Source organism: Aliihoeflea sp. PC F10.4 (assembly GCF_054612275.1).
Map to the genome: position 1 here is coordinate 1264347 of NZ_JBTSWH010000001.1, position 19241 is coordinate 1283587.

General features: G+C 61.5%; 18 protein-coding genes and 1 tRNA gene. 9 read left to right on the forward strand and 10 right to left on the reverse strand.

Going from position 1 to position 19241, the window contains the following annotated elements:
- Positions 1 to 275 precede the first annotated feature (275 nt).
- The 3 genes from ACX82Z_RS06235 to gpt all read right to left on the reverse strand — a co-directional run bounded on the left by ACX82Z_RS06235 (position 276) and on the right by gpt (position 3094).
- Positions 276 to 1829 (reverse strand): inorganic phosphate transporter, encoded by a 1554-nt coding sequence (locus tag ACX82Z_RS06235; protein ID WP_459587291.1) that lies wholly within the window; start codon positions 1827 to 1829, stop codon positions 276 to 278.
- A 70-nt stretch (positions 1830 to 1899) separates the two neighbouring features.
- Positions 1900 to 2394, reverse strand: coding sequence for an NUDIX hydrolase (locus ACX82Z_RS06240; RefSeq protein ID WP_459587293.1), 495 nt, complete (start codon positions 2392 to 2394; stop codon positions 1900 to 1902).
- 202 nt (positions 2395 to 2596) lie between these two features.
- The gene (gene gpt / locus ACX82Z_RS06245; protein ID WP_459587295.1) at positions 2597 to 3094 is read right to left on the reverse strand and encodes a xanthine phosphoribosyltransferase; all 498 of its coding nucleotides are present in this window, start codon (positions 3092 to 3094) and stop codon (positions 2597 to 2599) included.
- A gap of 168 nt (positions 3095 to 3262) precedes the next feature.
- Here gpt and ACX82Z_RS06250 point away from each other — a divergent pair, with 168 nt between their 5' ends.
- Positions 3263 to 3943, forward strand: coding sequence for a class I SAM-dependent methyltransferase (locus ACX82Z_RS06250; protein WP_459587296.1), 681 nt, complete (start codon positions 3263 to 3265; stop codon positions 3941 to 3943).
- Positions 3940 to 4977 carry a phosphatidylglycerol lysyltransferase domain-containing protein gene (locus ACX82Z_RS06255; protein ID WP_459587298.1) on the forward strand — a complete coding sequence of 346 codons (1038 nt, stop codon included), beginning with the start codon at positions 3940 to 3942 and terminating at the stop codon, positions 4975 to 4977. The genes ACX82Z_RS06250 and ACX82Z_RS06255 overlap by 4 nt, the downstream gene beginning before the upstream one ends.
- On the opposite strand, the gene ACX82Z_RS06260 is transcribed toward ACX82Z_RS06255, so the two are convergent.
- Together ACX82Z_RS06260 and ACX82Z_RS06265 are read right to left on the reverse strand one after the other, a co-directional pair.
- Positions 4978 to 5814: a universal stress protein gene (locus ACX82Z_RS06260; protein ID WP_459587299.1), complete on the reverse strand. Its 837-nt coding sequence runs from the start codon at positions 5812 to 5814 to the stop codon at positions 4978 to 4980.
- A 78-nt stretch (positions 5815 to 5892) separates the two neighbouring features.
- Positions 5893 to 6633: a competence/damage-inducible protein A gene (locus tag ACX82Z_RS06265; protein ID WP_459587301.1), complete on the reverse strand. Its 741-nt coding sequence runs from the start codon at positions 6631 to 6633 to the stop codon at positions 5893 to 5895.
- Between the two features lie 159 nt (positions 6634 to 6792).
- Here ACX82Z_RS06265 and wrbA point away from each other — a divergent pair, with 159 nt between their 5' ends.
- Positions 6793 to 7392 (forward strand): NAD(P)H:quinone oxidoreductase type IV, encoded by a 600-nt coding sequence (wrbA, locus tag ACX82Z_RS06270; protein ID WP_459587302.1) that lies wholly within the window; start codon positions 6793 to 6795, stop codon positions 7390 to 7392.
- 99 nt (positions 7393 to 7491) lie between these two features.
- Entirely contained in the window at positions 7492 to 8478 is a 987-nt protein-coding gene (locus ACX82Z_RS06275) for an alpha/beta fold hydrolase (RefSeq protein ID WP_459587304.1), read from the forward strand.
- 4 nt (positions 8479 to 8482) lie between these two features.
- On the opposite strand, the gene bcsS is transcribed toward ACX82Z_RS06275, so the two are convergent.
- Positions 8483 to 9064 carry a cellulose biosynthesis protein BcsS gene (gene bcsS, locus ACX82Z_RS06280; protein ID WP_459587306.1) on the reverse strand — a complete coding sequence of 194 codons (582 nt, stop codon included), beginning with the start codon at positions 9062 to 9064 and terminating at the stop codon, positions 8483 to 8485.
- A gap of 123 nt (positions 9065 to 9187) precedes the next feature.
- On the opposite strand from bcsS, the gene ACX82Z_RS06285 reads away from it, so the two are divergent.
- Together ACX82Z_RS06285 and ACX82Z_RS06290 are read left to right on the forward strand one after the other, a co-directional pair.
- Positions 9188 to 9272: transfer RNA gene (locus ACX82Z_RS06285), tRNA-Leu, on the forward strand.
- Positions 9273 to 9311: 39 nt separating this feature from the next.
- Entirely contained in the window at positions 9312 to 9479 is a 168-nt protein-coding gene (locus ACX82Z_RS06290) for a hypothetical protein (RefSeq protein WP_459587308.1), read from the forward strand.
- A 2-nt stretch (positions 9480 to 9481) separates the two neighbouring features.
- On the opposite strand, the gene ACX82Z_RS06295 is transcribed toward ACX82Z_RS06290, so the two are convergent.
- Together ACX82Z_RS06295 and ACX82Z_RS06300 are read right to left on the reverse strand one after the other, a co-directional pair.
- Positions 9482 to 10987 carry a tripartite tricarboxylate transporter permease gene (locus ACX82Z_RS06295; protein ID WP_459587309.1) on the reverse strand — a complete coding sequence of 502 codons (1506 nt, stop codon included), beginning with the start codon at positions 10985 to 10987 and terminating at the stop codon, positions 9482 to 9484.
- Positions 10988 to 10997: 10 nt separating this feature from the next.
- On the reverse strand, positions 10998 to 11462 hold the full coding sequence (locus ACX82Z_RS06300) for a tripartite tricarboxylate transporter TctB family protein (protein ID WP_459587311.1): 465 nt from the start codon (positions 11460 to 11462) through the stop codon (positions 10998 to 11000).
- 303 nt (positions 11463 to 11765) lie between these two features.
- On the opposite strand from ACX82Z_RS06300, the gene ade reads away from it, so the two are divergent.
- The gene (ade, locus tag ACX82Z_RS06305) at positions 11766 to 13571 is read left to right on the forward strand and encodes an adenine deaminase (RefSeq protein WP_459587312.1); all 1806 of its coding nucleotides are present in this window, start codon (positions 11766 to 11768) and stop codon (positions 13569 to 13571) included.
- A gap of 15 nt (positions 13572 to 13586) precedes the next feature.
- On the opposite strand, the gene ACX82Z_RS06310 is transcribed toward ade, so the two are convergent.
- Positions 13587 to 14756, reverse strand: a complete 1170-nt coding sequence (locus tag ACX82Z_RS06310) for an alpha/beta hydrolase (RefSeq protein ID WP_459587313.1) — start codon at positions 14754 to 14756, stop codon at positions 13587 to 13589.
- Positions 14757 to 14814: 58 nt separating this feature from the next.
- Entirely contained in the window at positions 14815 to 16272 is a 1458-nt protein-coding gene (locus ACX82Z_RS06315; protein WP_459587315.1) for a TrkH family potassium uptake protein, read from the reverse strand.
- A gap of 102 nt (positions 16273 to 16374) precedes the next feature.
- Here ACX82Z_RS06315 and ilvA point away from each other — a divergent pair, with 102 nt between their 5' ends.
- Together ilvA and ACX82Z_RS06325 are read left to right on the forward strand one after the other, a co-directional pair.
- Positions 16375 to 17637 carry a threonine ammonia-lyase IlvA gene (gene ilvA, locus ACX82Z_RS06320; RefSeq protein ID WP_459587317.1) on the forward strand — a complete coding sequence of 421 codons (1263 nt, stop codon included), beginning with the start codon at positions 16375 to 16377 and terminating at the stop codon, positions 17635 to 17637.
- 281 nt (positions 17638 to 17918) lie between these two features.
- Positions 17919 to 19241: a DEAD/DEAH box helicase gene (locus ACX82Z_RS06325; protein WP_459587319.1), complete on the forward strand. Its 1323-nt coding sequence runs from the start codon at positions 17919 to 17921 to the stop codon at positions 19239 to 19241.

Here is a 19241-nt window from a genome sequence, read left to right on the forward strand (position 1 = left end):
GACGACGAAATTCAAAAAATCGCACGCGAACAGCCGCCCGGAAGGGCTTGGAAAATGCCCCGCCGACCAGAATTCCCACCTAAAACCGAAAAAACCCCGACCCGATGTAAAACCCGCTCCAGCGCATGACTACGATGCGCGCGATCCATAACAACGCGACTCGGCAAAAGCGTCAAGGGATCGTTTACGATACTTAGCCGACCGCTAGATATTGTGGGTGGGTATGTGGATAACGGGGAGAAGACACGGCGACGTCTGGTCCTGCCTCTTCGCGATTATGCGAACAGGTTGAGTGCCAGAAAAATCGCCGCCGAGAGGAGGGCAGCCGCCGGAACGGTGGTTACCCAGGCGGCCGCAATCGTCGTCACATGCGCGCGGCGTACAAGACGGCGTCGGCGGATTTCTTCGCTCGATGCAGGGGCAGCATCGAGATCGTCATCCGACGGGACGGGTGGGGCATCCTTGTCGTTAGCGGATTGTCCACGCGCGGCGATGTAAGCTGCGTTCTTGCGCTCCATATAGCGGCGGCGGCGCGAGGAGTTGGTCGTGTACCACTCGCGGAAGAAGCCAACGCCGAACACCGCGCCAACTGCGATATGTGTCGAACTGACCGGCATGCCGAGCGCCGATGCGACGATCACCGTCAAGGCTGCCGAGAGCGCGACGCAAAAGGCACGCATCGGATTGAGCTTGGTGATCTGCTCGCCGACCATGTGGATCAGCTTGGCGCCGAACAGCACCAGTCCGAACGAAATGCCGAGCGCTCCGATCACCATGACCCAAAAGGGAATGGCTACGGCGCTCGTTACCTCGGACGAATGAGCGACCTGAACGATCGCCGCGACCGGCCCGATCGCATTCGCCACGTCGTTCGCTCCGTGCGCGAAGGAAAGGAGGGCGGCCGCGAATATCAGCGGTACGCTAAAAAGGGCGCGCAGGGACTGGTTTCGGTTTTCAAGGCCGATCGCCCGTCGCGCGATGTAAAAATGTGCCGCCACCCAGACCGCGAAAAAGCTGCCGATGCCAAGAAGCGTTATAGATGCCGTCGACAGGCTGACGACTCGCCGCAAACCCTTGCTGGCAAGGTAAGCCGAAAACGTTCCGGCCATGATGGCGATCAGGAGAGGAAGCCAGCGCCGTGCCGCAGCGATTTTGTCGTCCTGATAGATGATGGCTGTCTTGATCAGGCCGAGAAAAATGGCGGCTATCACGCCGCCCAGGAAAGGCGAGATGACCCAGCTTGCCGCAATCGCGCCAATGACGGGCCAGTTGACGGTCGCAAACCCTGCTGCGGTTACACCTGCGCCAAGCACACCACCGACGACGGCATGGGTCGTCGAGACCGGCGCGCCGATCCATGTCGCCAGATTGATCCACAACGCCGAAGAGATAAGGGCGGCGAGCATCAGACGGATGAAGACTTCCGGGTTTTCGAAATTTGCGGGGTCGACGATGCCGCTCGAAATCGTGCCGACCACGTCGCCGCCGGCAATCAAGGCGCCCGCGCTTTCGAAGATGGCGGCAATGATCAGCGCGCCGCCCATGGTCAGCGCCTTGGCGCCGACCGCCGGGCCGACATTGTTTGCGACGTCATTCGCGCCGATATTCAGCGCCATATAGCCGCCGATGGCGGCAGCGGCGACGATGAGGACGGCGCGCGGCTCGTCGAATACATAGACCGACGCAAAAACCGCGCTCATGGCGATGAACAGAAGCGCGATGCCTGGCGCAACCAGTGGCCGCGCGACGACGGTCGCGGCTTCCTCGACATGAACAAGCTTGTCGAGATCCTTGTCGAGCGTGTCCTTGCGGATCGTCGTATCTGTCATCAATGCCCTATATGGTCGCAGCCATGGTTCCGGTCAGCCGGCTAACCCATCTGACGTGGAAAGGCGACCTTCAGGCGGCAGTTTTTTGAGGATTCGGTGCAAAGCGCCCGATCATTTCCGCCAGATCAGGCTCGTTGACCAATCTCGCGGCGTCTTCGGGAGCGAACCAGCGCCGCCGCCGCTTTTTCTTTTCCGGCCATCTGTCGGCGATATCGGTGACCCGAAGCGGATAGACGAGCACTTCGCAGCGCCATTGGCGACCGCGAGCAAGCAGCTTGTCGTAATAGAAGCGCCCGAGCGCGCTCTGCGCCACTTCACCGGTGACACCAGCTTCCTCGCCCGCCTCGCGTGCGGCGGCGTTCCAGAATGCTTCCGAACCTTCCGGCCAGCCCTTCGGTATGACCCATCGACCCGTGCCGCGGCTTGTGACCAGAAGTACCTCGCACGAACCATCCTTGGAGACGCGCCACGGAAGCGCGGCGACCTGCGTCCTGCACGGCAGGCCGCCGATCAGCCGGCGCAACCTTTCGGTGACGCGTATGCGGGTCTGGTGTGTCAGGAACATCGTTTGGTTTCGCGCTCGATTCTTTTGCCAACTCAAGGAGTATTATCCCCAAGTCGGCTGTTTCAAAGTCCTTTTTCCTCACGGATCGCGCCAAAATGGGGTGTTTTTCCGATTCGCGCAAGGCCCGCTCAAGTTTCGACGGGTTTCGCTTCGCTTTCGTTTGATCCGGAAATTGGCCGTTCAAAGCGAAATCGACCTTAGGTCACCCGCGATGATCCTCGGAAATCGGCTTTTGATAGGTGAAGCCCATGTCCCAGGGGAAATATATCCACGTATCCTGCGACACTTCCGTTACGAAAGTGTCGACAAGCGGTACACCCTTGGGCTTGGCGTAGATCGTCGCGAAATGCGCTTTCGGCATCATTGCGCGCACGATCGCGGCGGTCTTTCCGGTGTCGGTCAGGTCGTCGATGATGAGAACGTCCTTGCCTTCGTTCTCGAGAAGCGCAGGCGACACCTCTTTAAGAACCTGCAGTTCGCCCTGCGAGGTGTAGTCGTGGTAGGAGGCGACGCAGACCGTCTCGATCAGACGTATGCCGAGCTCGCGCGAAATGACGGCCGCAGGGACGAGACCGCCGCGCGTGATGCAAACGATGGCCCGCCAATTCCCGTTGACGCCGGCAAGACGCCAGGCGAGCGCGCGGGAATCGCGATGGAACTGATCCCAGGAAACGGGAAAGGCTTTGTCAGGAAGGGACATGAAACGTGCACTCCGGCGGCGATTTGTCTGGAAAAGCGGAATGCGCGCGGAATTAGACGTACATTGCGTCTCTTGGCAAGCTTTTTGCCCGTCATGCGCAAAACCGTTTCGTACTTTTGCCCGAATTAATCTAGAAGCCCCGACAAAAGCCACCCGAAAGGCAGCCGCTTGCCATCTTCCGCAGATACGACGACCGTCAAAAGTCGCAATTACGATGCCGTCGCCGGTATTTATGAAACGGTCGCCCATTTCTATTCCTTCGGGCTGATCCGCCAAGCAAAGATGGCGCAACTGCCGTATCTGAATGCGGGCGACCGAGTTCTGTATCTCGGTGCCGGATCGGGCGAGGATGCGATCGCGGCAGCGCGCGCTGGCGCGCAGGTAACGGCCGTGGATATTTCGGAGCGAATGATCGAGCGGCTGCGTCGACGTTTGGCGCGCAAGGATGCGAAGGCGGAACTGATCGCCGGCGACGCGCTCGCCCTGCGGCCGCAGCCGCTTTTCGATGCGGTTTGCGGGAATTATTTCTTCAATGTGTTCGGCCCGAAAGACATGCCGGCCGTGCTGGCAAAAGCAGCGACCTATCTTCGCCCCGGTGGCCTCCTGATGATCGCCGACATGGCGCCGCCATCCGGAATCTTCGCGCCGCTCGCCTGGCTTTATCTCAAATTCGGGCTGACCTTCTTCTGGCTGCTGGGGTTGGCCTCGCAGCATCCGATCTACGATTATCGTGTGGAGGCGGGGCGTTTCGGCCTCGATGAAATTGCGACTGTCGACCATCGCCTTCTTGGCATCGGACCGGCGCTTTATCGCACTTCGATTTTCCGCAAACCGGAGGCCGGCGCGTGAGCCGAAAACTTTTCGACCGCGTTCTCGACCGCAGCCTTGCCGAACTGCCGAAGGCGGAATTGACGGTGGCCGAACGGCTGGCGCTGTTTCGCCGGCATGGAGACTTTTCGCTTGCCTATTCGAGCGCCGTGCAAGCGGGACTTTCGCATTTCGGCGATTGCCGGGGTTATATCGCCCACGCCAGGAAAATGGGTTCCCTGATCGCGCTGGGCGACCCTGTCTGCGCGACGGCGGATCGGGGCGATTTGCTCGACGCCTTCATCGGTGTGGCGAAGACGCCGTGCTTTGCGGAGATCGGGCGCGAAACCGCCGAACATCTGGCCAAACGCGATTTTCGTGTGGCCGTCATCGGTGTCGATACGACACTCGACCTTTCGACTTACGATTTTGCCGGCAAGCGCAAGGAAACGGTTCGCTATTCCGAGCGCTGGCTGGAAAAGAAGGGCTACCGCATCGCTGAAGCCGACGAGGTGGAGAACGCCGACGACATGATCGCCGAACTTTCGGACAGATGGAGGCAGTCGCGGATCGTCAAGAAGCGGGAAATGCAGTTTCTCAATCGCCCGCTTGCCGAGGCTGGCGGTCCCATGATGCGACGATTCGTGCTGATCGAGCCCGACGGGCGGATCGGCTGCATCCTTTATTTCGACCCGATCTGCCGCGATGGCGAAACTGTCGGTTATCTGACCGCGTTCAAACGCAAACTGCCGGATACGACATCCCACGCGGAGATTGGCTTGACCAAGCGCGCCGTGGACGTCTTCAAGGCCGAGGGGCGCGAACGCGTGATGCTGGGCCTGTCGCCCCTACATAATGTGGAGCCAAGCGGGTTCAGCGAGAGCACGCCTTTTCGAGCCATGTTGCGCGGACTTTACAAATCCGGCGTCGTCAACCGGAAGGTTTTCAACCTTCAGGGCCATGCGGCGTTCAAACGCCGGTTTCACGGCTGCGCGGAGCCGCGCTATTTTGCCTGGCGGGGCGGATCGCCCTTCATGCACTTCATTAGTCTGATGCGGCTGTCCAAGGCGTTCTAGTCATCGAGACATGAACGTCGCCGTCGGCATGGCGTTCAAAATGGACCGCGTCACGCCACCGAAGAAGAATTCCTTCAGCTTCGACTGGCTGTAGGCACCGGTGACGAGAAGGTCGGCGCCGAACTCGCTTGCGCGGTTCGAAACGGCTTCGCCATGGCTCAAATCGGATTTCGGCTGGCTGTTCACCGTCACGTTCGCCCCGTGCCGCGACAGGGCGGCAGCGATCTGCGTTCCGGCCGTCATGGCGTCGTGGCCGCCATAACGGTCCGGGTCGACGGTGAAAATCTCGATCTGCCGCGCTTCGCGAATGAAGGGCAGGGCATCGAAGACGGCGCGAGTGGCCTCGCGCGTGCCATTCCAGCCGATCAGGATTTTCTCGAACGCGGTGTTTACGGGCAGCGCGTAAGGAACGAACAGGACCGGGCGGCCGGTTTCCAGAAGAAGCGCGTCGACATTGGTTCCGGCAGATGGGGCGTCGGGATCGTTCTGCTGCACGACGATCAGGTCGACGGCGCGCGCGCTTTCTAGCGACGAGGCCGCGCTGTCGCCCGAAAAGCTTTCCAGCGCGCGCCATTCCGCCGACAGGCCGGAGCGCTGCATGCGCGCATTGAAGGTCTCCATCAGCGCGTTGGAACGCTCCTTGCTGACCTCGGCGCTGGTGATCATGAAATCGGCGTCGGGAAAGCCCATCGGCGTCGCGTAGGGCATCGGCAACCCCTCGGCATGAACGCCGATGACATGGGCGGACAACCGCTCGGCCAGCGGAGCAACGCAATCGAGCACGCGTGGTGCATCGGTTTCGTCCTGAAGAACGGCAAGCAGGGTCTTATAGGTCATGATCGCCTCCATGGCGGAAAGCCTTGCGACTAGGGTTTTCGACCCTAAGCCTCATGATGTGACGCTGCGTGATCGGGATCAAGCCTTTACATCGATAGCATCGACCATCGCCTGCACTTCGGCCGTCGCCGCATCGAGCTTCGATCGGTCACGCGAACGGATGACGAGTTCGGTCCAGAACGAGCCATCCTGATATTTCGGGTAGGAGCCGATGATCGTATCGGGATGGCGCTTCTGGATTTCGCCAAGCGGCCCGCCGATCGTGCCTTCGCCATGCGGGCGATGAACCGCTGTCGATAGGAGCTTGGTACCGCCTTTCAGCGTTGGCACGACATTGTCGAGCATCGCCTGGAAGATCGCGGGGACGCCCGCCATGACATGGACGTTGCCGATCCTGAAGCCAGGTGCGAGCGAGACCGGATTGTCGATGTGCTCCGCGCCGACCGGCATGCGGGCCATGCGCTTGCGTGCATCGGTGAACTCCAGCCTGCGTTCGGCGTAGTTGGCTTCCAGCATGGAATAGGCGCGGTCGTCGTATCGGCATTCGACGCCGAAGGCGGCCGAGATGGAATCGGCGGTGATGTCGTCATGCGTCGGCCCGATGCCGCCGGTCGTGAAGACGTAGTCGTTGCGCGCGCGCAGGGCATTCACGGCCTCGATGATCGCATCCTCGTCGTCGGCGACGATGCGCACCTCGCGAAGATCTATGCCGATCGCGGTCAGCACGTCAGCCAGATGGCCAATATTGCGGTCCTTGGTGCGTCCGGAAAGAATTTCGTCGCCGATGACGATCATGGCGGCGGTGACGATTTCGCTCATTCGCTATCCATCCTGTTTGGCGAACGAGGCTTACGCCCGCACGCGCTGCCGTGCAATCTGTGAACAGTGCGTGCTGCTTATTCCATGTTGCCAGATCGGGTGCGTGCCTTAGGTGTAACGGTGCTATTTCTTGCCGTTTCACCAAGGAGATTTCCGCAGATGGCCAAGGTACTCGTTCTCTATTATTCGAGCTGGGGACATATGGAGCAGATGGCGAAGAAGGCGGCCGAAGGCGCGCGCGAAGCCGGTGCCGACGTCACCATCAAGCGCGTGGCCGAGCTCGTTCCCGAGGAAGTGGCCAAGGCCGCCTATTACAAGCTCGACCAGGACGCGCCCATCGCCGATCCGCTCGAACTCGAAAATTACGATGCGATCATTTTCGGCGCGTCCACGCGCTACGGCATGATGGCTGCACAGCTCAAGAACTTCATCGACCAGACCGGTCCGCTGTGGGCTCGCGGTGCGCTTCTCGACAAGGTCGGCTCCGTCATGGCCTCGACCGCGACGCAGCACGGCGGCGCGGAAATCGCGCTCGTCACCAGCCAGCTCTGGATGCAGCATCACGGCATGGTCATCGTGCCCTTGTCCTATGCCTATCAGGGCCAGATGGGCAACGACGTGGTGCGCGGCGGCGCGCCCTACGGCATGACGACGACGAGCGAAGGCGACGGCTCACGCCAACCTTCCGAGCAGGAACTGGACGGCGCGAAGTTTCAGGGCAAGCGCGTTGCAGAAATCGCGGCCAAGCTGCACGGCTGATCCGCTCGTTTCGAACGTGACAAAGGGCGCGGCTTTGGCCGCGCCCTTTGCGTTTGCGGTACGGGACGACTATCTCTCGGCTCGAACCGGAGATCACCCATGAGTTTCGCCTACGCTCTGTTCTGGCTTGCCGTCGTCGTCGTTACGATGGCGCTTCTGGCGACCGGTTTTTTCATGCATGTCACGCGGCGGATTTCGCGCGAAGCTGAAAAGCTCGTACCGGCGGCGGGCAAGCGCGTCAGGGTCGACGGCCATGACATCCACTACATCGAAAGCGGCGAAGGACCGGCGATCCTGATGATCCACGGCCTTGGCGGTCATCTTCATCATATGCGCCGGCCGCTCATGGAAGAATTCGGTGAGGGCTATCGCATCATCGCCCTCGACCGGCCGGGCTCCGGCTATTCGACGCGGGTGAGGGGCGACGGGCGATTGTCCCAGCAGGCCGACTTCATCGCGCGTTTCATCGACGAACTGCAACTCGACCGGCCGCTGATCGTCGGACATTCGCTTGGCGGTACGGTCGCGCTCGCAACCGCGTTGCGTCATCCGGGCAAGGTGCGCGGCCTCGCGCTGCTTTCACCATTGACGCAGGCCTATAGCGAGGTGCCGCCGGAATTCGCGCCGCTCTATATCCCGAACCGCGTGGTGCGACGGCTGATCGCGCAGACCGTCGCGGTACCGATGTCGGCGAAAAATGCGCCGCGCACGCTCGACTTCGTTTTTAGCCCTCAAAAGCCTCCGGCCGATTTCGCGGTCGCGGGCGGGGCGTTGGCGAGCTTGAGGCCCAGCCACATTTATGCGACCTCGACCGATCTCGTGGCGCTTCGGCACGATCTGGCGGAATACGAAAATCGCTATGACGAGATCGACATGCCGGTCGGTATCCTGTTCGGCGACAAGGACCGTGTGCTGAACTACCGCCGCCACGGTCTTTCGATGCGCGAAAAGATACCAAATCTCGATCTCGAAATCGCCGAAGGCATCGGGCATATGCCGCAATATGCGGTGACCGATCAGGTCGTAGGCTTCATACGTCGGATCGCCGAACGCGCCTTCGGCGGGCAATCCGCATCGGCAGGCTGACGCGTCAGAAGCGCCGCCACAGCGAAAGATCGCCATAGACATTTCCGGCTGACCATCCGGATGAGGCGCGCGCCTCGAAGCTAGCCGGAAGCTGGATACCGGTTGCATGTGCGCCGAAGCGGAATTCGTCGTTCTTGTAGGACACTTCCGGACCCACCCAAGGCAGCGCCTGCTCGCGGCGCCAACCGGCGGCGGCGCGCACGGATTCATGATCCGTCGTCGCTTCGGCCCGCGCACTCGCCATCCAGCCGGCATCGTCCCACCAGATATCGGCCGAGGCCTTGGGGCGAATGCGCGATCCGACCTCGACGCCGCCCAACAGCGTTGTCACGGTGCGCCCGGAAATATGCCGCCAGCCCGCCATGGCCGACCCATGCGAGCGCCATTCGTCTCCCGCGCCAAGTTCGACGAGAAAAACCAGGCCTGAATTATCCAGACCGCGCGGAGCCTCGATCCAGCCGACACCGGCATACCTGGCATCGCGCGCACCCTCGAACGACATGAAAAGCAGGCTGGTGGAATTGTCCGCGATGGCGGTCGATGCGGTTGCAAGAAATATCAGAGCGGAGACGGGCAAGGCTTTCATTTCATTATCGTATTGCGGCAACCTTCATACGCAAGTGCTAATTTTCGGCCGAGCCGCAAATCCGTGGGCCGGTGCATTGCGCAGTTGCCTCGACGTATCGGATATTCTACCGAGAGAAACGCTGCGGGCGTGGAGGAATTGGTATACTCAAGGCACTTAAAATGCCTCGGCTTCGGCCATGCGGGTTCAAGTCCCGCCGCCCGCACCATCTGCACGCGCCAAGCATTGGAACATCAAGGACTTCCGGATGAAAAAGCTGATCGTGATCGTCGCCCTTCTCGCAGTCGCCGGATGTGCTGGTTCTCCCATGCGTCTTGAAACGCGCGGTGATCAGGGCGCGAGCAATCAAGCTGCGCTGAATGAAGGAGCGCGGCGCGCGATGGTGACGCGCGGGCGCGACGACCGCGGCGAATAGGCTCAGTCTTCTTCCACGAAGACCTCGTCGCGCTTCCTGCGGATCGACGGCATCACCGAGAGGATGATGGCGAGCGCGGCCAGAGCGAGGAGCGAGGCGCTGATCGGCCGCTCGAAGAAGATCAGCGGATCGCCGCGCGAGAGCATCATCGCGCGGCGCAGGTGCTCTTCCAGAAGGGGCCCGAGCACGAAGCCGAGCAGGAGAGGTGCCGGTTCGCAATCGAGCTTGACCAGCACATATCCAAGCATGCCCAGAAACGCGATCGCATAGATGTCGAACGCGTTCATGTTGATCGAGAACGTGCCGATGCAGGCAAAGGCGATGATGGCCGGGAAAAGGATGCGGTAGGGGATCAGCAGGAGCTTCACCCATAGCCCGATCAACGGCAGGTTCAGGACGACGAGCAGCACGTTTCCAACCCACATCGAGGCAATGACGCCCCAGAACAGCGCCGGCTCGCTGGAAATGACCTGCGGTCCGGGCGTGATGCCCTGAATGATGAACGCGCCGATGATGAGCGCCATCACCGGATGTGCCGGAATGCCGAGCGTCAGAAGCGGGATGAAGGATGTCTGGGCGGCGGCGTTGTTGGCCGATTCAGGTCCGGCCACGCCCTCGATCGCGCCCTTGCCGAATTCATGCTGGCGCGGGGAAAGTTTCTTTTCGATCGAATAGGACGCGAAAGACGAGAGCACGTGCCCGCCTCCGGGCAGGACGCCGAGGATGGAGCCAAGTCCGGTACCGCGCAGAACCGGCATGATAATGCGCTTGAAATCGTCCATCGACAGCCACAGCCGCTCGACCTTTTTCACGAGCACGGAACGGGTGTGCTCGTTTTCCAGATTGCGCAGGATTTCGGCCAGACCGAACACGCCGACGGCGACCGAAACGAAGCTGATGCCGCCGTAAAGCTCGAAAAAGCCAAAGGTGAAGCGCGGCGTGCCCGTATAGATGTCCTGACCCACCATGCCGAGCAGCAGACCGACGAGGATCATGCCGAGAGCCTTGATGATCGATCCATGAGCGAGTGCGACGGAGGCGATCAGTCCCAGAACGATCAGCGCGAAATATTCCGCCGAACCGAATTGCAGCGCCATGGCCGCCAGCGGCGGCGCTGCGACCGCCACCAGCATGGTCGCGACCGTGCCGGCGAAGAACGAGCCGAGCGCCGCGGTCGCCAGTGCCGGGCCGGCGCGGCCTTGTCTCGCCATCTGATATCCGTCGATGGCGGTGACGGCCGAAGAGGACTCGCCCGGAAGGTTGATCAGGATCGCCGTCGTCGAGCCGCCATATTGTGCGCCGTAATAGATGCCGGCGAGCATGATGATGGCCGTGACCGGTTCGAACGAGAAGGTTATGGGCAGGAGGATCGCGATGGCACCGGTCGGGCCAATGCCGGGCAGGACGCCGACCAGCGTACCGAGAAAGACGCCGACGAAGCAGTAGAGCACGTTGGTGGGTGTCAGCGCGGTTCCGAAACCGAGCGCTAGATTTGCGATGAGATCCATCGTCGGGTCCTCAAAAGGCCGTCCAAGGGCCGAAAAGCGGAAGGGTGAGGCCGAGCGCCCACACGAAAAGAGCAAGGCAAAGGAGCGTGATGGCGAGCGCCATGACGAGTGCGCCGAGCGGGCCGGTACGCTGGCTTGCCAACGCTGCCATCAGCACCGTGATGAAGAGGCTCGGTACCAGTCCGAGACCGCGTATTGTCAGGCCGAAGAAGACGAGCGCGCCGATCAAGAGGAAGAGACCACGCCACGGCACCGCCGATATGGCGACCTCGTCCGGGCCGGAAAACAGCGCCTGGACGAAAATGATGATGCCGAACGTCATCAGGATGCCTGCAAGGACGAGCGGAAAATAGCCCGGCCCCATGCGCACGGCCCGGCCCATCTCGTAACCGAAGGAGGCATAGGCGAAGGCCGCGCCAATGCCGATGAAGATCAGGCCGGCGAAGACGTTTTTCAGGGAATAGCTCAGCGTCATCGGATTGCTCCGCAATCCGACGTGGAACAGGTGTCAAAGATTGCAGGCGCAAGCAAACGCGCAGCGGCGAATGCGCTGGCGCACACGAAAAGCGACATACCCGGCTGTCCTCCCGACAAAGATGCTCCAGAGGGGCTCGGCGTCGGAGACCGGCAGTCGGGCTGGCTGGAGTAAATTCATCCAAGAGACAGGTGCGACATTCTGTCAAATCACGTTGCGCTTAACGGCCGTTACGAACGAGTGCTTGCGTCGGCGAGCGCGGCTTGCGATGCAAACATGCATCTATTTCCATGAGGATTTCCGATGACGACACATGCGCCCCGACCGCGACCCTGGCACGAAATGGCGGCGGTGTTGGTCGATGTCGCGACAGGCCGAAAACCTGCCGACCTCGTGATCCGCAACGGGCGCTGGGTCAATGTCCATTCGGGCGAAATCATCGCCGGAACCGACATCGCGATAGCTGGCGGGCGGTTTGCCTATTGCGGGCCGGATGCAAGCCATACGATCGGCGAGGGGACCGAAATCGTCGACGCGGACGGGCGCTATCTCGTGCCGGGCCTGTGTGACGGGCATATGCATGTTGAGAGCGGCATGGTGACGGTGACGGAATTCAGCCGTGCCGTGATCCCGCACGGCACCACATCCATGTTCATAGATCCGCACGAGATCGCGAATGTGCTGGGCCTCGAAGGCGTAAGGCTGATGCATGACGAGGCGATGGCTGTGCCGATCAACGTCCATATGCAGATGCCATCCTGCGTGCCGTCCGCTCCGGGACTGGAAACGCCGGGTGCGACGCTCGACGAGAAGGATGTCGCGGAGGCGATGACTTGGCCGAACATCATCGGGCTCGGCGAAGTCATGAATTTTCCGGGCGTTTCAGCCAACGATCCGAAGATGGTCGCCGAGATTGCCGAGACGATGAAGGCCGGAAAGACAGTCGGTGGCCACTATGCATCGCCCGATCTGGGGCCGGCCTTCCACGGTTATGTCGCGGGCGGGCCGCAGGACGACCATGAAGGCACGCGCGCCGAAGACGCCGTCGCCCGCGTGCGGCAGGGCATGCGGGCCATGCTGCGGCTTGGCTCGGCCTGGTACGATGTCGCCGAACAGGTAAAGGCCGTCACGGAATCGGGCCTCGATCCGCGCAATTTCATCTTGTGTACCGACGACTGCCATTCCGGCACGCTGGTCGATGAAGGCCATATGGACCGGGTGGTGCGTCATGCGATCGCTCAGGGGCTGAAGCCGGTGACGGCGATCCAGATGGCGACGCTGAACACCGCGCAGCATTTTGGCCTCGACCGCGAGATCGGTTCGATTGCGCCCGGACGGCTCGCCGATCTGCTGATCGTTTCCGATCTTGCGGCCCTGAAGATCGACAGCGTCTACGCCCATGGGCAGCTTCTGGCGGAGGCGGGCAGGCTCGTCGCCGAGATCGAGCCATATCCTTATCCCGCGAAAGTGAAAGCTTCGGTGAAGCTCGGCAAGATGCTGGCGGCAACGGATTTCGACATCGCCGCGCCGGAAGGCGCGAATGCGGTGCGCGCGCGGGTAATCGGTGTCATCGAAAATCAGGCGCCGACGCGTGCGCTCGAAATGGATATGCCGGTCGAAAACGGCCTCGTGGCGATGGATGGCGAAAACGACGTGTGCCAGATCGCGCTCGTCGAGCGGCATCGCGGGACGGGTGGTGTCGTCAACGCGCTCGTTTCCGGGTTCGGCTACGACAAGCCATGCGCGATGGCATCTACCGTCGCCCATGACAGCCATCACATGATCGTTGTCGGCACGAACAAGGCCGATATGGCGCAAGCTGCGAACCGCCTCGCGGAAGTCGGCGGCGGCGTGGTGCTGATCTCTGAAGGCAGGGAACTCGCGCTGGTCGAACTGCCGATCGCCGGGCTTATGTCCGACGAGCGGGCGGAAGTCGTCGCCGCGAAAGCCGCCAAGCTCACGCAGGCGATGCGCGACGTCGGCTGCGACCTCAACAACGCTTATATGCAACACTCGCTTCTGGCGCTGGTGGTCATACCCGAGTTGCGCATTTCCGATCAGGGGCTGGTCGACGTGCGGACGTTTGAAAAGGTCGACTTGTTCGTCTGATCGCGTTTCATCCGATCACTGGCCGATGGCGACGTTGATCACTTCCAGCGGCGTCGTAATGACGATTGCGGCGGCCGATCCGACCGTCTGACCGACACCGCCCGCCAGTTGCGCGATCTGCTGATCGAGAGGCATTACCGTTTCCTCGGAAAGATCGTCGCGGGCAAGCTGCTCGCCCAGCATCTGGATCAGGATCGGATTCTCGGCGAACTTCGTATGGTTGAGCCGATCCTCGACGCGAACGGCCGAAAGATTGACGACCGTAACGCCAAGCCCGGCAAGTTCCGCACTGTCGCCATAGTCTCCGACACGTGGCCGGTTGCCCGCCAGAATGCTCGAAATCTGCAGCGCGCGGTCATCATCAGAAAGCATGATGACGAAGGGGCGGTCGGGCCGTCCGATCCGCTCCATCTGGCTGCGGAAAACGTCGACGTCGATGTCGGGCGAAGCCAGCACCACGTCGCCGAGCGCGTCGCGCAAATCCGTGCGGCCGGAAATCGCGAATTGGCGCAAGGCTTCCATCAATATCCAGTTGCCCATCGAATGCGCGATGATATCGATACGGGTCGCGCCCGCGTTCTTCACGATGCTCAGCGTGCGTTCCAGCCCGTCACGCGCGACGGAAGCGGAATTGTTGTCGTAAAGATAATCCACGGTCCGCCCCGTCGAGGCCCATGAGAACAGGACCGTCGTGCCGCGATATGCAGCGTCGTTCTTGATCTGCGCGGCGCGGTAGACGGATTTGTCGAATGGCGTGCGATAGCCGTGGATGAAAACGAGCGCGCGGCCGTTGTTTTTGGCTATATCGGCGCGCAATTCGCGCTCGAAAACGCTTTCCTCGCTGATGAGCTGGATGTCCCTTGCCGCGAAATGTTGCGCCGGGTCTCGTGGCGCGTTGCCGGATGGGTTTTCGATCCTTCCGATCTGGTGTGTGGCCGGGATCGTCACCTCCAGATCGACGAAATCGAGCCGTCCGGAACGCCCGCCACCATAGATTTCATTGGCGTTGGCCGCCGATTCGCGTGTGGTGGCGACAAAGATACGATGTTCGGCGGAGATGGTGCCCTCGGCAGCGGGAAGGACGTTGAGCATGTCGTGGGACGCGCCGCTGCCGCAGGCTGCCAGAAAAAGCAGCGGCACGAAGAAAAACACTCGCAAGCCGGTTTGGTAATGTGCCGCGATCAATACGGGTCCCCTCTGTAAGGCCGGCAGGTTAGCGGCATGGGTATGACAGGGCAATGTCTTACCGGTTCCAGAAGGTCGGAGTGAAGATCACCATGACCGCGAGGATTTCGAGACGGCCCATGAGCATGGCGGCTGCCAGAACCCACTTTGCTGCATCCGGCAGGCTGGAGAAATTGCCGACCGGCCCGATGATGTCGCCGAGACCGGGGCCGACATTGGTCAGCGCGGTCAGCGCGCCGGACATGGCGGTCAGGAAATCCAGACCGATCGCCGCGAGCACCATGGTGAAGAACAGCCACAACATGAAAAACAGCGAGATGAAAAGGACGATCGCCCGCTGCATTGCGTCGGTGGCGATACGATCGCCATACCGCACGCTTTGCATGACGTTCGGATAAAGGAGGCGGCGCAGTCCGTTTCTGACGAGCTGGAACAGGATCAGGAACCGATAAGCCTTGATGCCGCCGGTCGTCGAGCCCGAGCAACCGCCGAAGAACATGGCCACGAACGCGCAGGCGAACGCCAGCGGCCCCCATGCCGTGTAATCCGAACTGGCATAGCCGGTCGTCGTGATGATCGACATGAAGTTGAAGGCCGTGTGCGTGAGTGCGTCGAACGGTGTGATCGGGTTCGTCAGGATGATGTAGATCGTGACCGTGAAGATGAAAAACGCCGTGTAGCCAGCAAACACCTTGATCTGCGGGTCGCGCAGGGCGGCGAGGTTTCCCTTCGTCATGAAGAGGATGAGGACGACGAACGGTAAAGCGCCGATGAACATGAAGATCGTGCCGACCCAAAGGATCGCGCGGTTGCCCTCATAGTGAGCCATCGAGGCGTCGTGGGTCGAAAATCCGGCTGTCGATATCGTCGTCAGCGCGTGATTGACCGCATTGAAAGTGCCCATGCCGGCGGCCGTGTAGCTGATCGCGCACAGCACCGTCATGCCGATATAGATGCTGATCAGCGTTACTGTGTAGGTCGACAGGCGCGCGAACGGGCGGTCCATGATGTCGGAGGATTCGATCCTGAAATAGGAGATGCCGCCGACATTGAGGAGCGGCAGTACGAAAAGTCCGAGCGCTATCACGCCAAGACCGCCGATCCATTGCAGCAAGGAACGCCAGATGAGAATGCCCGGCGGCATGGTGTCGAGGCTGGAAAGAACGGTGCCGCCGGTCGTGGTGATGCCGGAGGCGGATTCGAAGATCGCGTCGGCGACACCGATTTCGAGCGATGACGTCAAAAACGGGACCGCACCGACGACGCAGGTCGTCAGCCACAAAAGGTTGACCACCAGAAATCCGAACCGGGCAGATATGACGGGCGGTGGCCCTTGCGTCGCGGCAGCCGCGATCAGGCCGATGCCGCCGGTGAATATCGCAGCGAATACAAAGGTCTGCCAGTCGGGGCTGCCATAGTACAGATCGACCGCCGCGGGAATGAACATCGCGAAGGACAGATAGATGGCAAGGAGCGCGGCGACGTGGAGCGCGGTACGGATAGCCAGATAGTGCACGAGTACCCCAGGTGATTGCGTGCCGCAGCGCGAATGGCGAGAGTGGCCTTGCCCGCGCCGATATGCAATAGCGCGGTCCGAATGAAGACGATACGGGTTTTGATGACAGTGACGCGCGATTTCCGCCATGGCGTAGGAACGGCCGCAGCTTCCATGCGCAGCCTTTTTCCCGAAACGCCGCTCCAAGAGAACGCTTATCTTTCCAAAAAGACGGGCGCGCGCATTTTCCTGAAGCGCGAAGACCTGTCGCCTGTACGCTCCTACAAGATTCGCGGTGCGTTCAATTTCTTCCGCAAAGTGCTGGAGAGCGGTGCGGCGCAACCCGACGTGTTCGTCTGCGCGTCGGCAGGAAATCATGCGCAGGGCTTTGCCTATGTGTGCCGGCATCTCGGAAAGCGCGGCGTCATCTTCATGCCGGTGACGACACCGCAGCAGAAGATCGACAAGACGCGGCTTTTCGGGGGCGAGTTCGTCGAAATTCGGCTGACGGGCGACTATTTCGATGCCTGCTATCGCGCCGCGCAGGATTTCGCCGCGCAATCGGGTGGACTGATGGTGCCGCCTTTCGATCATGCAGACATCATCGAGGGGCAGGCGACGGTCGCGTTCGAGATCGAGGAGCAACTGCCCGAAAGGGTAAAGCCCGATCTGATCGTCCTGCCGGTCGGCGGCGGTGGTCTTTCAGCCGGCGTGACGGGATATTTCGGCAATTCGGGACCACGGTTTCTGTTTGCCGAGCCGGTTGGCGCGTCGAGCCTGCATTCGAGTTTGACCGAAGGACGGCGCGTGCGCCTGCCGCAGGTGGACAATTTCGTCGACGGGGCGTCTGTCGCCGAGATCGGGGAAGCAAACTTCGCGGCGCTGTCGCATTTTTCGCCGGACGACGTGACACGCATTCCCGAAAACCGCGTCTGCGCGACGATCATCGAAATGCTCAATGTCGAAGGCGTGGTGCTGGAGCCGGCCGGCGCGCTGGCGATCGATGCGCTCAAGGACCTCAATGCCGACGAAATCGCGGGCAAGACGGTCGTGCTGGTCGTGTCTGGCGGCAATTTCGATTTCGAACGCCTGCCGGACGTCAAGGAGCGCGCGCTGCGCTTCGAAGGGCTGAAGAAGTATTTCATCTTCCGCTTTCCCCAGCGGCCAGGCGCGTTGCGCGACTTCCTCGATTTGCTCGGTCCCGACGACGATATCGCTCGCTTCGAGTATCTGAAGAAGTCGGCGCGTAATTTCGGATCGGTCCTGATCGGCATCGAGACGAAGGATGCGGGCAACTTCCTACTTCTGTGCCAGAAGTTCGATGCGGCGGGATGGACCTATCAGGACATCACGGAAAACGAGACCATTGCCGGTCTGGTGATCTGACGTTTTTGCACTGCAACAGGTTTAGGTTGCATTTTCGGGCGAAGCGGCCCATATGAGCGGCTCAAGGCGCATGGGTCGGACTTCCGGCTTTCCTAACGGGCTGGTTGCGTCTTTGCCGCTCATTTGAGCGGCGAGCCGCGATAATCGCGGCGGCGACAGCGCAGCCGCGCGGGCTTCATGCCCGCCGCCTTGTCGTTTCCCATAAATTCATGTTCGCGAGGTTGCGCCCCGCGGATTTCGTTTGCGCCATCAACTGATCGGCGCGTGAAAGAAGATTTGTTTTGACGACTGAAACTCAAAAGACCGCTGGCGGCTTCGGCCCGCTCGGCATCGACGGAAAATTGCTCGACAGCGCGGCGAAAGCCGGCTTCGTCGAGCCGAAGCCCATCCAGGTCGCCGCGATTCCCGCGCAGATCGCGGGCAAGGACATTCTGGGCGTCGCCCAGACCGGATCGGGCAAGACGGCTGCCTTCGCGCTGCCGATCCTCAAGCATATCGTCGCGCTCGGCGACAAGCGCACCGCTAAGACCTGCCGCGCCCTGATCCTCGCACCGACGCGCGAACTCGCCGTGCAGATCGAAGAGACGATCCGCGAAATCGCCAAGGGTCTGCATATCGCAACGGCGCTGGTGCTCGGCGGCGTTTCGCGCGGTAGCCAGATCAAGCGCATGGCGCCGGGCGTCGATATTCTCGTTGCAACGCCGGGCCGGCTGACCGACCTCGTCAACGACCGTGCCATCGTCCTGACCGAGACGCGCTGGCTGGTGCTCGACGAGGCCGACCGCATGCTCGACATGGGTTTCCTGCCTGCGGTCAAGAAGATCGCGCGCGCAACGCATCCCAAGCGCCAGACGGCGCTTTTCTCGGCGACGATGCCGAAGGAAATCGCGCAGCTTGCCGAAACGCTTTTGCGGGACCCGATGCGCGTCGAAGTCGCGCCGCAGGGCACGACCGCTTCCGAAATCCATCAGAGCGTCGTCGTTGCGCGCCTCAAGCAAAAGCGCGTGCTGTTGTCGACCATGCTCAAGGATGCGGCGATGGAACGCGTGATCGTTTTCGCCCGCACCAAGCACGGCGCCGACCGCGTGACGCGCGACCTCGTGCGTGACGGCATCGAGGCGGCCGTGATCCACGGCAACAAGAGCCAGAACGCGCGCCAGCGCGCGCTGAACGGCTTTCGTGACGGCGAAGTGCGCATTCTCGTGGCGACCGACATCGCCGCGCGCGGCATCGACGTTCCGGGCATCACGCATGTCATCAATTTCGATCTGCCCGACGAAGCGGAAAGCTACGTTCACCGGATCGGTCGCACGGGCCGCAACGGCGCGGATGGTATCGCGATCACGCTTTGCGATCCCGATGAGGCGTCGAAGCTGCGTCAGGTCGAAAAGATCATCCGCATGAAGCTGCCGGTGACGGCCGATCACACCGGCCAGCCGGACCCGGTTCTGCCGAAGCAGCCCGCGCCTGCCAATTCGAACGGCAAGCCGCGAAATTCGGGCAAGCCGGGCGGAGCGGGCAAGCCGGCCAACGGCCAGAAGCGTCCGTTCCGTGGCAAGCGCCGTGGACCAAAGACTGGCGGACAATCGCGCCGGGCTGCCTGA